General features: G+C 68.3%; 17 protein-coding genes and 1 other RNA gene. 11 read left to right on the top strand and 7 right to left on the bottom strand.

The annotated features are described in order from the left end of the window. Nucleotides 1-67 precede the first annotated feature (67 nt). Nucleotides 68-1,183, top strand: coding sequence for a peptide chain release factor 2 (prfB, locus tag F0U44_RS10560; protein WP_149728250.1), 1,116 nt, complete (start codon nt 68-70; stop codon nt 1,181-1,183). Between the two features lie 19 nt (nt 1,184-1,202). On the opposite strand, the gene F0U44_RS10555 is transcribed toward prfB, so the two are convergent. The 6 genes from F0U44_RS10555 to F0U44_RS10530 form a co-directional block, all read right to left on the bottom strand. Then, nucleotides 1,203-1,394, bottom strand: coding sequence for a hypothetical protein (locus tag F0U44_RS10555; protein WP_149728249.1), 192 nt, complete (start codon nt 1,392-1,394; stop codon nt 1,203-1,205). Nucleotides 1,395-1,502: 108 nt separating this feature from the next. Continuing rightward, nucleotides 1,503-2,207, bottom strand: a complete 705-nt coding sequence (locus F0U44_RS10550) for a histidine phosphatase family protein (protein ID WP_149728248.1) — start codon at nt 2,205-2,207, stop codon at nt 1,503-1,505. Further along, nucleotides 2,204-3,313: a phosphotransferase family protein gene (locus tag F0U44_RS10545; protein WP_149728247.1), complete on the bottom strand. Its 1,110-nt coding sequence runs from the start codon at nt 3,311-3,313 to the stop codon at nt 2,204-2,206. The genes F0U44_RS10550 and F0U44_RS10545 overlap by 4 nt, the downstream gene beginning before the upstream one ends. Continuing rightward, nucleotides 3,310-4,077, bottom strand: coding sequence for an SDR family oxidoreductase (locus F0U44_RS10540; RefSeq protein WP_149728246.1), 768 nt, complete (start codon nt 4,075-4,077; stop codon nt 3,310-3,312). The genes F0U44_RS10545 and F0U44_RS10540 overlap by 4 nt, the downstream gene beginning before the upstream one ends. After that, on the bottom strand, nt 4,074-4,877 hold the full coding sequence (locus F0U44_RS10535; protein WP_149728245.1) for an SDR family NAD(P)-dependent oxidoreductase: 804 nt from the start codon (nt 4,875-4,877) through the stop codon (nt 4,074-4,076). Before F0U44_RS10535 ends, F0U44_RS10540 begins: the two co-directional genes overlap by 4 nt. Next, complete coding sequence (locus F0U44_RS10530) at nt 4,874-6,136, bottom strand: acyl-CoA dehydrogenase family protein (protein ID WP_149728244.1); 1,263 nt, start codon at nt 6,134-6,136, stop codon at nt 4,874-4,876. The genes F0U44_RS10535 and F0U44_RS10530 overlap by 4 nt, the downstream gene beginning before the upstream one ends. 54 nt (nt 6,137-6,190) lie before the next feature. Between F0U44_RS10530 and F0U44_RS10525 the strand changes: the two genes are divergently transcribed. Beyond that, nucleotides 6,191-6,751 carry a TetR/AcrR family transcriptional regulator gene (locus F0U44_RS10525; RefSeq protein WP_149728243.1) on the top strand — a complete coding sequence of 187 codons (561 nt, stop codon included), beginning with the start codon at nt 6,191-6,193 and terminating at the stop codon, nt 6,749-6,751. A 6-nt stretch (nt 6,752-6,757) separates the two neighbouring features. Here F0U44_RS10525 and F0U44_RS10520 read toward each other — a convergent pair whose 3' ends face one another. After that, on the bottom strand, nt 6,758-7,408 hold the full coding sequence (locus tag F0U44_RS10520) for a hypothetical protein (RefSeq protein ID WP_149728242.1): 651 nt from the start codon (nt 7,406-7,408) through the stop codon (nt 6,758-6,760). Nucleotides 7,409-7,492: 84 nt separating this feature from the next. Between F0U44_RS10520 and ftsE the strand changes: the two genes are divergently transcribed. The 9 genes from ftsE (at nt 7,493) to F0U44_RS10475 (ending at nt 14,606) form a co-directional block, all read left to right on the top strand. Then, entirely contained in the window at nt 7,493-8,194 is a 702-nt protein-coding gene (gene ftsE / locus F0U44_RS10515; protein ID WP_149728241.1) for a cell division ATP-binding protein FtsE, read from the top strand. Nucleotides 8,195-8,244: 50 nt separating this feature from the next. Continuing rightward, entirely contained in the window at nt 8,245-9,183 is a 939-nt protein-coding gene (gene ftsX, locus F0U44_RS10510) for a permease-like cell division protein FtsX (protein WP_149728240.1), read from the top strand. 55 nt (nt 9,184-9,238) lie between these two features. Further along, nucleotides 9,239-10,525 carry a peptidoglycan DD-metalloendopeptidase family protein gene (locus tag F0U44_RS10505; protein ID WP_149728239.1) on the top strand — a complete coding sequence of 429 codons (1,287 nt, stop codon included), beginning with the start codon at nt 9,239-9,241 and terminating at the stop codon, nt 10,523-10,525. A gap of 31 nt (nt 10,526-10,556) precedes the next feature. Next, nucleotides 10,557-11,060 carry an SsrA-binding protein SmpB gene (gene smpB, locus F0U44_RS10500; protein ID WP_149728238.1) on the top strand — a complete coding sequence of 168 codons (504 nt, stop codon included), beginning with the start codon at nt 10,557-10,559 and terminating at the stop codon, nt 11,058-11,060. A gap of 68 nt (nt 11,061-11,128) precedes the next feature. Beyond that, nucleotides 11,129-11,496: a transfer-messenger RNA gene (gene ssrA / locus F0U44_RS10495) on the top strand. Between the two features lie 117 nt (nt 11,497-11,613). Beyond that, nucleotides 11,614-11,943, top strand: a complete 330-nt coding sequence (locus tag F0U44_RS10490) for an ArsR/SmtB family transcription factor (protein WP_149728237.1) — start codon at nt 11,614-11,616, stop codon at nt 11,941-11,943. Nucleotides 11,944-11,966: 23 nt separating this feature from the next. Then, nucleotides 11,967-13,637 carry a SulP family inorganic anion transporter gene (locus tag F0U44_RS10485; protein WP_149728236.1) on the top strand — a complete coding sequence of 557 codons (1,671 nt, stop codon included), beginning with the start codon at nt 11,967-11,969 and terminating at the stop codon, nt 13,635-13,637. 22 nt (nt 13,638-13,659) lie between these two features. Continuing rightward, the gene (locus F0U44_RS10480; RefSeq protein ID WP_223163640.1) at nt 13,660-14,250 is read left to right on the top strand and encodes an adenylate kinase; all 591 of its coding nucleotides are present in this window, start codon (nt 13,660-13,662) and stop codon (nt 14,248-14,250) included. Next, nucleotides 14,247-14,606 carry a zinc ribbon domain-containing protein YjdM gene (locus F0U44_RS10475; protein ID WP_149728234.1) on the top strand — a complete coding sequence of 120 codons (360 nt, stop codon included), beginning with the start codon at nt 14,247-14,249 and terminating at the stop codon, nt 14,604-14,606. The genes F0U44_RS10480 and F0U44_RS10475 overlap by 4 nt, the downstream gene beginning before the upstream one ends. The last annotated feature ends 26 nt before the right edge of the window (nt 14,607-14,632 follow it).

Raw genomic sequence — 14,632 nt, 5'->3', positions numbered from 1 at the left:
GGAGCCTGCGGCAAACCGAAATCCCCAGATTTCATCCGGTCGACGGAGGCCCCGTACCTTGGTCCCTGTGGCAGGACCTGAGTACGACACCGAGATCAAGCAGCTGACCGCGACGATGTACACCATCGAGCAGGTGCTCGACCTCGCTGCGATGAAGCGCGATATTGACGACCTTGGCATCCAGGTCGCGGCTCCGGACCTGTGGGACGACCAGGCCAACGCCACCCGCGTCACCGGCCGGCTCTCCGCACTGCAGGGACAGGTCGATCGCTTCGAGGCGCTCCGCAGCCGCATCGACGACCTCGGTCTCATGGTCGAGCTCGCGCAGGAAGAAGGCGACGCCGACAGCCTCGCCGAGTCGGAGGCAGAGCTCGGCAAGATCAAGAAGGCCGTCGAGGCCCTCGAGGTCCGCACCCTCCTCAACGGGGAGTACGACGAGCGCGAGGCCATCGTCACGATCCGCTCCGGCGCGGGCGGGGTCGACGCCGCCGACTTCGCCGAGATGCTGATGCGGATGTACACCCGCTGGGCCGAGCGCAACAAATACCCCGTCGAGGTCTACGACGTCTCCTACGCAGAAGAGGCCGGCATCAAGTCGGCCGAGTTCGCGATCCACGCGCCCTACGCCTACGGCACCCTCTCGGTCGACGCCGGCACCCACCGCCTGGTGCGGATCAGCCCCTTCGACAACCAGGGTCGTCGCCAGACGTCCTTCGCCGCGGTCGAGGTCGTCCCAGTGCTGGAGCAGACCGACGAGATCGAGGTCGACGAGAACGACATCCGCACCGACGTCTTCCGCTCCGGCGGACCGGGTGGTCAGTCGGTCAACACCACCGACTCCGCGGTCCGTCTGACGCACATCCCGACCGGCATCGTCGTGTCCTGCCAGAACGAGAAGTCGCAGCTGCAGAACAAGGCCTCCGCGATGGTCGTCCTCAAGGCCAAGCTCCTGGCCGTGAAGAAGGCCGAAGAGGCCGCGCTCAAGAAGGACCTCAAGGGCGACGTCGCCGCGAGCTGGGGCGACCAGATGCGCAACTACGTGCTCAACCCCTACCAGATCGTCAAGGACCTGCGGACCGGCTTCGAGAGCGGCAACCCGCAGGCCGTCTTCGACGGCGACCTCGACGGTTTCCTCGAGGCGGGCATCCGCTGGCGCAGGGGAGCGGACCAGGCCGACGCCTGACCCGTCCGGTCAATCGGGGCTACTGGTCCCGCTCGGCCACGTCGTAGATGACCTCGGCGGCCGCAAACGCGACGAGTACGGCGACCGCGCCCGTCAGGTCGCGGGTCGAGAGCAGGACGAAGGCGATCAGTCCGCCCAGCGCGCGCCAGGCGCCGCGCGGCGGGAAGCGGTCGTGCCAGCGGCTGACCCGGTAGTGCTCGATGACGCTCATGTCTGTCTCCTGACTGATAATCATTTAAATCTAGTCAGTAAGTAGACAAATGGCCACAGGGTGCCAGGCAGGTCCGATCACCCTGCGCGGCGTGGCAGGTTGTACCGCTCAACGGTAGGTCAGCATCCGGCGGTCGTGCTCGACGTGGCTGTGGTCGTTGTACGACGCCAGGGTCAGCCCGCTCCCGCCGTTGATCACCTTCGTGACCGCCGTGTTGACCGCGACCCGATTGAGCTGGCCCCACAGAGAAGCGTCGCCCGCGAGGAGATGTGAGGTGGCGAGCCCGATCGGGCCGCCCGAAGTGACGATGACGGCCGTGCCCCGTCCCGGCATCCGGGCGGCCGCCGCCTTGAGCGCGGCCTGGACGCGGCCGGTGAAGGCGGGGAAGGACTCGTGGTAGTCGCCGTCCGCCGTACCTCCGGTCCAGCGGGTGGTCGCCTCTTCGAAGATCTCCTGGAACTTCGCCTTCGGGGCCCGGCTGCGGGCCAGGTCGGCGACCATCAGCGTGCGCGACTTGTAGAGCGGCTTGTGCACCTCGACGACGTGCTGGAAGTCGAACTCGTCCCAGCCCGCGTCGACGATCACCGGGATCTCGCGCTGCACTCCGACGTCGGCGAGGCCGGCGAGGATGCCCTCGGCGGTCTCGCGATGGCGGCGCAGCTCGCCGCGGATGACGACGTCGGGGATGACCTCGCGCACCGCGAACGCCCGGCCGAGCAGCCGCGACTGCTCGTGGCCGAGGTCCGACAGCGCGTCGTAGTCACGCTTCCCGAAGGAGGCCTGACCGTGGCGGACGAGGTGGAGCACCTTCACGAAGCGGCACCGATCAGGGCCCGGCAACGCTGGTCGAGCATGTCGACCAGGATGCCGAACGGCGCGAACTTCGGGTTGGTCGTCTGCCCATGGAAGAAGCGGTAGTAGATCTGTTGCGCGATGACGGCCAGCCGGAACAGGCCGAACACCTCGTAGAACAACCACTGCTCGGGCGTGACGGAGAGACCGGCCTTCTCGCAGTAGTAGGCGACGACCTCGCTGCGCGTCAGCATGCCGTCGGCGTTGCTCGGCTGCATCCGCGTGAGCTGGAGCATCTCGTCGTCGTCGCCCTGGATCCAGTAGGCCATCGTGCAGCCGAGGTCCATCAGCGGGTCGCCGACCGTCGCCATCTCCCAGTCGAGCAGGCCGATCGGGACGGTCGGGTCGGCGGCGTCGTAGACGATGTTGTCGAGCCGGAAGTCGTTGTGGATCAGGCAACGACGTACGTCGTCGGGCTGGTGCGCGTCGAGCCAGCCCATGACCTCCTCGAGGTCGGGGACGTCGGGCGTGATGGCCTTGCGGAAGCGCGAGGACCAGCCGCCGACCTGACGGGCGACGTAGCCCGGGCCCTTGTCGAGCACGTCGAGACCGGCCTCGGCCGGGTCGACCGCGTGCAGCGCGGCGAGCAGGTCGAACGTGTTGAGGCACAGCGCGCGGACCTGCTCGGCGGCGAGCTCGACGTTGAAGTCCTTGCCGGGGATCTCGCCGACGACCCGCTCCATCACGTAGAACTCCGAGCCGATGACCGACTCGTCGTCGCAGTGACCCACCATCGGGGCGACCTGCGGGAAGACCGGCGCGAGCGCGCCCTGGATGCGGTATTCGCGCCCCATGTCGTGGGCGCTCTTGGCCTTGCTGCCCGACGGCGGCCGCCGCAGGATCAGGTCGCGGTCGGGATAGCGGAGCAGGTAGGTCAGGTTGGACGCGCCGGCGGAGAACTGCTTCACCTCGGGCAGCTCGCTGGTGGAGGTGCTCGCGAAGCGAGCCTCGAACCCATTGACGGTGGCGCGCAGCCAGGCATCGACCGCGGCGACGTCGAACGCGTCCTCCTCGCGAACCTCCTTGGCACCGGCAACAGGGGCGCCGGCAACGGGGGAGTCGGTCACACGAGCCTCCGGACGACCGACATCGGCAGGTGCTTGAGCGCGAAGCCGAGCGGCACCCACGGCCAGGCAGGGACGAGCGCCTTCTCCTTGCGCTTCTCGATCGCATCGACCATCGACTTCACGCCGGTCTGGGTGTCGACCATGAACTTGGTCTGCTGGGCGACCTTCTCGTTCATCTCGGACATGATGTAGCCCGGGTAGATGATCGAGACGTCGATGCCCTTGGCCTTCACGTTCTCGTTGATGAGGCCCTCGGCCAGCGCGGAGACGCCGGCCTTCGTGGCGGCGTAGGTGGTGATCGTCTTGCGCATGCCGCGCATCGCCGAGGCCGACGAGATCATCACCAGGTGGCCGCGACGGCCCTCCTTGGCCTGCGCGCGGAAGATCTCCATCGCGGCCTCGGTCTGGGCGAGCGCCGCGACGAAGTTGGTCATCGCGGTGGCCCGGTTGGCGTCGTAGCGGCCGGTGCCGAGGGGCGCGCCCTTGCCGAGGCCCGCGTTGATGATGACCCGGTCGATGCCGCCCATCTCGGCGGCGACCTCCTTGAAGACGGCGAAGACGGCGTCGTCGTCGTTGACGTCGAGCGCCTTGGTGACGACGGTCCGGTCGGCGTGCTTGCCGGTGATCTCCGCGGCCAGCGCGTCGAGCCGGTCAGTACGGCGCGCGGTGATCGCGAGGTCGTAGCCCAGATCGGCGAACTGGCGAGCCATCTCCTCGCCGAGTCCCGAGCTCGCGCCCGTGATGAGGATCGTTCCCTTGCTCATGAGGTGCCTTCCGTGTGCTCAGCCTGCTCAGCGATCGCCTTGATCCGCGCGGCGAAGTTGCGCTGTTCCTGGTCGTAGGTGGGTCGTTCGTTGGCCTTGGCCCAGACCGCCAGCCTGGCAGGCTCGTCCGGCACAACGACCATGGCCTGCTCGTCGATCCCGGCCATGACCTGGGCGGCGATCTGGTCGGGGACGTAGGTGGACTTCTCGATCAACCGCGCCGCGATGTGGCCGACGGCGGTGTCGCTGCCGGCGATCGAGCTGGCGAGGTTGGTCCGGAAGAAGCCGGGGCAGATCGCCGTGACGAAGATGCCGAAGGGGTCGAGCTCGTAGGACAGCGTCTCGCTGAGCGCGACCACGCCGGCCTTGACCGCGGTGTAGGACGACATCCCCGGCGGGTGCACGAGCCCCGCCAGCGACGCCGTGTTGACGATGTGGCCCGAGCCCTGCGCCTTGAAGCCGGGAGTGAAGGTGCGGCACCCGCGGACCACGCCGAGCAGGTTGATGTCGATGACCCGCTGCCACTCCTCGATCGTGGCGACGTCGATGCGCCCGCCGCTGGCGATGCCGGCGTTGTTGACGAGCACATCGAGCCCGCCCCACTGCTCGTTCACCCAGGCGAGGGCGGCAGCCCAGTCGTCGTCGGAGGTCACGTTGAGGCGGAGGTAGTCGGCGCCGGTGCCCTCGGCCGGAGCCTGGAGGTCGCAGATCAGCACCCGGTCACCCCGCGCGACGAACTCGGCGACGAGCGCGGCGCCGAGACCGGACGCGCCGCCCGTCACGAGCACGCGGCGGCTCACCGGGCGACGCCGTACTTCATCAGCTCGATGCGCGCGATCAGGCCCAGGTGGACCTCGTCCGGGCCGTCGGCGAAGCGGAGCGAGCGGGCGCCGGTCCAGGCGGCCGCCAGCGGGAAGTCGTCGGTGAGTCCGCCGCCGCCGTGGATCTGCATCGCGAAGTCGATGATCTCGAGCGCCATCTTGGGCGCGGCGACCTTGATCTGCGAGACCTCGCTGATGGCGTTCATCGGGCCACCGACGTCGAGCTTCCACGCGGCGTTGAGCACGAGGAGCCGGGTCGACTCGATGGCGATCCGGGCCTGAGCGATCCGCTCGCGGTTGCCGCCGAGGTTGACCAGCTGCTTGCCGAACGCGGTGCGCGAGGTGCCGCGTTCGATCGCGAGCTCGAGCGCCTTCTCGGCCAGGCCGATCAGTCGCATGCAGTGGTGGACACGGCCCGGGCCGAGGCGGCCCTGGGCGATCGCGAAGGCTTCGCCGGGGCCGGAGACGAAGTTCTCGATCGGCACGCGGACGTCGGTCAGCGACACCTCGCCGTGGCCGTGCGGCTCGTCGAAGTAGCCCATCGTGGTGAGCATCCGCTCGATCTTCACGCCCGGGGTGTCGCGCGGCACGAGCACCATCGAGTGACGGTGGTGGCGGTCGGCCTCGGGGTCGGTGAGACCCATGACGATGAAGATCTCGCAGTCGGGGTGGCCGACGCCGGTCGAGAACCACTTGCGCCCGTTGAGCACGATCTCGTCGTTGTCGACGACCGCGCTGAGCTCCATGTTGGTGGCGTCGGAGGAGGCGACCCCGGGCTCGGTCATGAGGAAGGCGCTGCGGATCTTGCCCTCGAGCAGCGGGTCGAGCCAGCGGTCCTTCTGCGCCTGGCTGCCGTACTTCAGCAGCACCTCCATGTTGCCCGTGTCGGGCGCGTTGCAGTTGAGGACGTAGGGCGCCAGCAGCGAACGGCCGGTCAGCTCCGCGATCGGCGCGTAGTCGACGTTGCTGAGTCCGGCACCGCCGCGCGTGCCGTACTTCTCGGCGTAGGGGCCTTCGTGGCCGGCGGGGAGGAAGAGGTTCCACAGCCCGGCGGCGCGCGCCTTGGCCTGCAGCTCCTTCATCACAGGGAGCTCCTGCCACTGCTCGCCCTGGCCCGCCTCGCGGCGGCGCTTGATCTCCTGGTGGTAGGCGGCCTCGACCGGCTCGACCTCGGTCGCGATGAATTCCTTGACGGCCGCCGTCAGCTCCGCGGCGCGAGGGGAGGGGGAGAAGTCCATGGGTTGACCTTGTCACACTATTGAGCAATGCTCAATAGTGTGACCAGGACGCGGATGAGCCAGGACGATCGGCGACGGCAGCTGCTCGGCATCGGCCTCCGGATGCTCGTCGAGAAGCCGATCCAAGAGCTCTCGATCGACCAGGTCGCCGCGGAGGCGGGCATCTCCCGCGGTCTGCTCTTCCACTACTTCCCGACGAAAACCGACTACTACGACGCGGTCATCGGGGCGGCCGGCCGGCGGGTGCTGCGCAACATCGAGCCCGACTCGGACCTCGACCCTGTCGTCGACGCCGAGGTCGCCCTCCGCCAGTTCGTCGAACGCTTCTACGCCCAGATCGAACGCCGGCGCGAGTTCTACCTCGCCCTCGTCTTCGGCAGCGGCGGGATCTCCCTGGACGGTCAGGGCGTCGAGTCCCACCGGATGACCGTCGCCCGCCGCGTCTGCACCGCGGTGGGCGTCGACGACGCGCAGATCGCCGCGGTGCATGCCTGGACGGCCTACGTCGAGGACCGGGCGCTGCTGTGGTCAGGGACGTCGGCCGACGGTCGAGCCGCGCTCGACGACGAGGTCGGTCACTGCTGCGCCGTCTTCACGGCGGTGCTCGCCCTCTAGGGGTGCCTAGGTGATCGGGCTGACGGCAGCCGCCTCAGCGACCGCGACGCACCAGCGGCCCGCGCGATCGACGAGCGCGTCGACACCGAGCGAGGTCCGCGCCTGCAGGCTGCACGAGAGCCACGCGTCACCGAACAGGCCGCGGAAGGACACCCACGTGCGGTTGCCGGCCGGGCAGACCAGGGCGACGCTCGAGACGCCGTACGCCGGCGCGCCCGCCGGGCGCGTGCACGACCCGCGCTGCGTGGACTCCGCGGCGAGGGTACGGGCCCGGTCGCGGGTGACCGGGGGAGCGAAGAGCCAGGCGCGCAGCTCGCCGCGCGCGCCGGTGATGCGGCAGCCGTACTCGTGGGCGATGTCGTCGACGCCGGTCGTGACCAGCGCGCGCTGGCCGTTGCGGTAGGCGGTCCGCTCGCGCGGTTGGCCGCCGAGCGCCTCGGTGATCGCCTCGTCGGCGATCCGGTCGCAGAACGGTGCTCGGGTCAGGGCGACCATCCGCGAGTCGTAGTCGGCCAGCGCTGTCGAGGCGTAGGCCGGCGGCGGTGGACGCTTCGAGACGGGCGGCGCCGCCTTCTCGTCGAACATGAGCACGCCGGCGGTGATCGGCAGCGCCGTCAGCACGACGGCCAGCAACAGCCATCGCAGGGGGTGCGGCACCCGCTCACCCTAGACACCCCTCTTCACCGACACACCCTGGAGGCGTCCGGCGGCTGCTTGCCGCGCTCGCGTACCGTCTGGTCAGTGATTCGCTTCGAAAAGGTCACCAAGAACTACCCCGGCCCGGGCACCCCGGCGCTCGATCGCGTGACGGTCGACATCGACAAGGGTGAGTTCGTCTACTTCGTCGGCCAGTCCGGTTCGGGCAAGTCGACGGCGCTGCGCCTCGTCCTGCGTGAGCTGCGCCCGACCAGTGGTCGGGTCTACGTCGCCGGCAAGGAGATCAACCGGATGGCCGGTTGGAAGGTGCCGCGGCTGCGGCGCCAGGTCGGCACCGTCTTCCAGGACTTCCGCCTGCTCCCCAACAAGACGGTCACCGAGAACGTCGCCTTCGCGCTCCAGGTCATCGGCAAGTCCCGCCGTGAGATCAACAAGGTCGTGCCGGAGACCCTCGAGGTCGTCGGGCTCAAGGGGATGGGCTCGCGGATGCCCGACGAGCTGTCGGGTGGTGAGCAGCAGCGCGTCGCAATCGCGCGGGCCTTCGTCAACCGGCCGATGATCATCATCGCCGACGAGCCGACCGGAAACCTCGACCCGCAGACGTCGGTCGGGATCATGAACCTCCTCGAGGACATCAACCAGCGCGGCACCACCGTGCTCATGGCGACGCACGACCACGGCATCGTCGACCAGTTCCGCAAGCGCGTCGTGGAGCTCGAGAACGGCAAGGTCATTCGCGACGAGGCGGCTGGCAGCTACGGCTTCCAGCACGACGACACGCCCTAGCGCGCCCCGCCGCCCGCCTCACCCGGAAACTCAGGAGAGTCACCCTCACCATGCAGCTGCGCTACGTCTTCACCGAGCTCCGCTCCGGCCTGCGTCGCAACCTGTCGATGCACGTCGCGGTCATCATCACGATCTTCGTCTCGCTCACCCTCGCGGGCTGCGGCATGCTGCTGCAGCGGCAGGCCGACGCGACCGCGGAGACGCTCGGCAACGAGCTCCAGATCCTCGTCAACCTCTGTGTGGTCGACGACCCGTCCGACAGCCCCAACTGTGGCGGCGGCGCGGTCACCAACCAGCAGCGCAAGGAGGTCGAGCGCGCACTGAAGGCGAGCCCGGAGGTCGAGTCCTACGAGTTCCAGTCGCAGGACGAGGGCTACGCCGAGGCGCAGGAGATCCCGGAGTACGAGCCCTACTTCAAGGGCACCGACCCGATCCTCACGGTCGAGGACTGGCCGCCGCAGTACTGGATCACGCTCAAGGACCCGAAGAAGGCGCAGGGCGTCATCAGCTCGGTGACCGGCCTCGACGGCGTCGCCGGCGTGAAGGACCAACGCAAGCAGCTCAAGCCGGTCTTCGGCATCATCGACGCCCTCAAGTACGGCTCTTGGATCGGGGCACTCCTGCTCCTGCTGGCCTCCGTGATGCAGGTCGCGACCACCATCCGCCTCGCGGCGATGGCGCGCCGGCGCGAGATCGGGATCATGCGACTCGTGGGTGCTTCAACCCTCTACATCGCCCTCCCGTTCCTGCTCGAGTCGTTGGTCACGGCGGTGATCGGTGTCGGCCTCGCTGCCGGAGCGCTCGCGGCGTTCATCAAGTTCGCGGTCCAAGACGGCCTCGAGGGAGCGATCCAGTTCGTGCCGTGGATCGGCTGGGACGACTACATCGAGACCCTCACCGGCACCCTGCCTCCGGGCATCGTGTTCCTGGGGCCGGCCCTCACCCTGATCCCGACACTCCTGCTGACACGCAAATACATCAAAGTGTGATCGGCTCCGGTTACCGTCAAGGCGTTCACTTCCCCGAACAAGATTGGCCGTACCTGTGCGCTCCTTCCCCGGCGCTCCGTCCCACCGTCCCCGGCGCCCTCAGCGGGTAGCACTGCTCGTCGCCGGAGCCGTCGCGGTCGGCGGACTCGTCGCACCCACTGCGATGGCCAAGGACGACGAGGACGATCTGCGCGACCAGCAGCACCAGGTCGAGGACCAGATCGACCAGGCGCAGCACGACATCGACGAGGCGAGCCACGAGGTCGCCTCGACCACGCGTCGCCTCGAGCGGGCTGTCGGTCGTCTCAGCAGCGCACGGCAGCACCTGCAGGCCGTCCGCGCCGATCTCCAGGACGCGCGTGCTCTGCAGCGTCAGCTGGCCCGCGCCCTCGTGCGCGCCCAGGGGCGCCTCGATCGGGTCGCCCTGGAGCTGAAGGCCGCCCGGGCCGAGGTCGCGAGGCAGCGCAAGCTGGTGCGCGACACCGTCCTCGGGATAGAGACGCGCGGCAACGCCGACCTCGCGGTGCTCGACGCGATCACCTCCTCGGGCTCGATCCAGGAGCTGCTCGTCGCCGGCACCGCCGGATCGATGATCCTCGGCCGCGAGGACCAGGCGTTGGCCGCCTACGAGACCGCTGAGGCCGAGCTCGCCGACTGGAAGGCCCAGGTCCGCGCCGCGCGCGACGAGGTCGCCGCCCAGAAGCAGGCAGCCCGCGACAACCTCCGCCACATCCAGGGCCTCTACGCCGACGCGCAGCACACGCGGGTCCAGGTGCGTGACCTGGTCGAGGGCGCGCGCCACGCCCGTGCAGCCGCGGTCAATGCCCGCAAGAACGACCGCGCAGCGCTCCAGCGGCTCCAGGACCGCGAGCAGCGGATCAAGCAGCAGATCCTGCAGCTCGTCCAGCAGCAGCAGGATGACTCGCCGACCTACTCCGGCGACACCGGTGGCCTGCTCCACCTGCCCGTCGACGGCCCGGTGACCTCGCCCTTCGGCTATCGCGAGCACCCGATCTACCACTACTGGGGCCTGCATAACGGCACCGACTTCGGTGCCCCCTGCGGTGCCGACCTGTGGGCGGCGGAGTCCGGCACGGTCATCAACGAGTACTACGACGAGGTCTACGGCAACCGCCTCTACCTCAACATCGGCACGGTTAACGGCTCCAACATCACCGTCGTCTACAACCACCTGAGCGCCTACGACGTCTCCGAGGGCGACCACGTCACGCGTGGCCAGGTGGTTGGTGCGGTCGGCGAGACGGGCTGGGCCACGGGCTGCCACCTCCACTTCATCGTGATGAAGGACGGCGTGCCGGTCGACCCGATGGGCTACCTGTAAACCCATTGCCCCTTCCTGGGACAATGGTGGGATGGCCAAGCAGGGGAAGTCGCCGGCGAAACCGGACACCGAGGAGCGCAAGCTCGTCGCGTCCAACAAGAAGGCGCGCCACGACTACCACATCGAGACGACCTTCGAGGCCGGGATGGTCCTGCAGGGCACCGAGGTGAAGTCGCTGCGGATGGGCCGTGCCAACCTCGTCGACGGCTTCATCGACATCGAAGGCGGCGAAGCCTGGCTGCACGGGGTCAACATCCCGCAGTACGTCAACGGCACCTGGACCAACCACTCCGCGACCCGCAAGCGCAAGCTCCTGCTCCACAAGGCCGAGATCGAGAAGATCGAGCGCAAGGTGAGCGAGAAGGGCCAGACGGTCATCCCGCTCTCGCTCTACTTCATCAAGGGCCGTGCCAAGGTCGAGATCGGCCTCGCCAGGGGCAAGAAGTCGTGGGACAAGCGCCAGGCGATCGCGGATCGGGACTGGGATCGCGAGAAGCAGCAGGAGCTCGGCCGTCGGCTCAAGGGCCGCACCTGATCCACCGCTTGCGTAACCGGTTCGCGGTTGTGTCGGTCTCGTCCGTAGACTGGGGTCACAACTCAAGAGGGGCTGATCGGTTTCGACTTGGGACGTTAGTTCCAGGGGAAGCGGGTCGAGGAGCCAGCGTCATCTCGTAAACGATCGCTGGAAACTAATAACTGCCAACAACAAGCAGTCCTTCGCTCTCGCCGCCTGAGCGGTGATCGAAGCGTCAGTCAGGGCATCCGTCTCCGTCCCTGAATCTGGCGTCGTCTAGGAGACTCGCTGGCCAGACTCCCGTCGGGAGAGTCGGCCGGGACTTTTTCCCGAATAGGCCTGTCGGCGACGTGTCAGTGCGAGCGCCGGGGCCGATAAAACGACAGCACTGACTGCACCCGGAGAAGACCTGGTTCGGCGCTCGAGGACCGGGGTTCGATTCCCCGCAGCTCCACTGCGTGATCTCCCCTTGAGAACTCAGAGGACCGGACCCCTAGGGGTCCGGTCCTCGCACATTTTCGCTGTCCGTATTCCACGAGTTGAAGATGTATGCAACTCGTGGAATAGTGGGCGAGTGGGCGTTCCGCTGTACCAGGCAAAGGCCGAGTTCTTCAAGACTCTCGGCCACCCGGCGCGTATCCGGATCCTGGAGCTCCTCTGCGAGCGCGACCATGCCGTGCACGAGCTGCTTGACCAGATCGCCGTCGAGCCGAGCAGCCTGTCTCAGCAGCTCGCTGTGCTGCGTCGTACCTCCATGGTGGTCTCGCGTCGCGAGGGCGGTGAGGTCCTCTACTCAGTGAGCGCACCGGAAGTCCGCGATCTCCTCCTCGCTGCTCGCCGGATCTTGACCGAGCTGATCCACGTCTACGACGAGTCGGCGACACCGGCTCCTGCATCGACGTGACGCTGTCGAGGGTCGGGGCGCTGATGCCCCGCCGCTCGGACTGGGCACATGCTCGGCTGCGCCGCGACTTGCCGGCAGGAGTGACTGTCGGCCTGGTGGCGCTCCCGCTGGCGCTGGGCTTCGGCGTCAGCTCGGGGCTGGGTGCCGGCGCCGGGTTGATCACGGCGATCGTTGCTGGAGCGTTGGCGACGGTGTTCGGTGGCAGCCGGGTGCAGGTCAGCGGTCCGACAGGTGCGATGACGGTCGTGCTCGTGCCGATCGTGGCGGCGCACGGCGCGGACGGGGTCCTCGTGGTCGGGCTACTCGCCGGGATGATCCTGCTCTGCCTCGGGTTCGCCGGTGCCGGGCGGTTCATCCGCTACGTTCCGGTGCCCGTCGTCGAGGGTTTCACCCTCGGCATCGCGATCATTATCGGGCTGCAGCAGCTCCCGACAGCCCTGGGCGTCGAGGTGCGGGCGGACAGGGTGTTGGTGCTCGCAGTGCGAGCGGTCGGGGCATGGTTCTCGTCACCGACCTGGGCGTCCCTCGCACTGGCCGCAGGCGTCGCAACCGTGATGGTGGTGGCCAGCCGCTACCGCCCGCAGCTGCCGTGGTCTGTGTTCGCTGTTGCAGGTGCCACGGGTCTGACGGTGGCACTCGATCTGGACATCGCTCGCATCGGCTCGATTCCGTCAGGTCTGCCGGCGCCAGAACTGCCGCACTTCCCGCTGGCGGAGCTCGACACCTTGTTGCTCCCGGCCGTCGCGGTCGCGACGCTCGCGGCGTTGGAGAGCCTGCTCTCGGCCACGGTTGCTGATGCGATGAGCGTCGGCCGTCGCCACGACCCCGATCGGGAACTGGTTGGACAGGGCATCGCCAACCTGGCCGCCCCGCTGTTCGGCGGGATCCCCGCGACTGCCGCCATCGCTCGCACGGCCGTCAACGTGCGAGCCGGAGCCGCGTCACGTCTCAGCGCGCTCACCCATGCCGTGATCCTGCTTGCCATCGTCTTGTTCGCGGCGGCGTTGGTCGAACAGATCCCGCTCGCCGCACTCGCCGGGGTCCTCATCGCGACCGCCGTCCACATGGTGAGGGTCTCGAGCTTGGCTTCGTTGCTCCGCGCCACCCGGGGCGACGCCGCGGTCCTCGTGATCACCGCAGTCGCGACCGTGGCGGCCGATCTGGTCACGGCGGTCATCCTGGGCCTCGTCGTCGCGGGATTCGTCGCGCTACGGGAGACGGCGAAGACCGCGCGACTGGACGAGGTGCCGCTCGACGAGACCGATCACTGGATCGAAGAGCACCGATTGCTCGACGAACACATCGTCGCCTACCGGCTCGACGGTCCTCTCTTCTTCGCGGCGGCGCACGACTTCCTCCTCGAGTTGGCCGAGGTGAGCAGCACCCGGGTCGTGGTCCTGCGGATGTCGCGGATCACGACCATCGACGCGACGGGCGCACAGGTGCTGGCCGACACGATCACCCAGCTCGAGCGCCGGGGCATCACGGTGCTCCTGTCCGGCGTACGTCCCGAGCACGCGACCGTGCTGACCCACCTCGGGGTGTACGGGCGGCTCGCCCACGAGAACCACCTGTTTCCCTCGACGCCCGCCGCGATCGCCCACGCCAGGGTCCACGCTGCTCGAGTCGTGCACGACCCCGCAGACCTCGTCCCGCCGCCATCGTCGTCGGCTCACGATTCCTCGGACAAATGAAGAAGTGAAAGGAACCACGACGTTGCGATTGATCCTCATGGGCCCACCCGGGTCCGGAAAAGGCACCCAGGCGACCCGAATCGCTGAGGCGTACGGCGTGCCGACGATCTCGACCGGCGACATCTTCCGCGCCAAGGTCGCTGCTGGCACGCCACTCGGCCTGAGCGCCAAGGCCTACATGGACGCCGGGGAGTACGTGCCCGACCACATCACCGATGCCATGGTGCGCGATCGGCTCTCCCGGCCGGACTGCGAGCGCGGCTTCATCCTCGACGGCTACCCGCGCACGCTGGCTCAAGTGGGCGAGCTCGACTCGATGCTCGCCGACCAGGCTGCCCGGATCGACGCGGTCGTCGTGCTGAACGCCGATGCCGAGCAGCTCATCGAGCGCATGCTCAACCGTGCCCTTGCCGAGGGCCGTGCGGACGATACCGAGGACGTGATCCGTCGGCGCCTCGCGATCTACGCCGAGCAGACCGCGCCGCTGATCGCGCTCTATGCAACGCGCGGGCTTGTCGAGGAGATCGACGGGACCGGCAAGGTCGACCACGTCACGGGCCTTCTCGACAGCGCGCTCATGCGTCGTGTGTCGGTTCGAGGAGAGGTCGGATGACCGAGGACGACCACAGCAGCCTGCCGCCCTGTCCGGAGTGCGGCGAGCCCTACACCTATCAGCAGGGCCACCTGCTCGTGTGTCCGATGTGTGCCCACGAGTGGACGCCAGCGGACCCGTCCGACGTCCCCATGCCCGTGGGGACGACCGACGCTTTCGGAACGCCACTCGTCGACGGTGACACGGTTACGGTGATCAAGGACCTCAAGGTCAAGGGGTCGTCGCTGGTCGTCAAGGTCGGCACGAAGGTCCGCAACATCCGGATCGCCAACGGCTTCGGTGGACACGACATCGACTGCAAGATCGATGGGATCGGGCCGATGCAGCTCAAGTCCGAGTTCGTCAAGAAGGCGTGAGCGACCGACGGTGGGTGCGAGGCGAA

The sequence above is a fragment of the Nocardioides humilatus genome, assembly GCF_008373755.1.
Lineage (GTDB): Bacteria > Actinomycetota > Actinomycetes > Propionibacteriales > Nocardioidaceae > Nocardioides > Nocardioides humilatus.
This window is presented reverse-complemented; position numbering and strand designations above follow the sequence as displayed.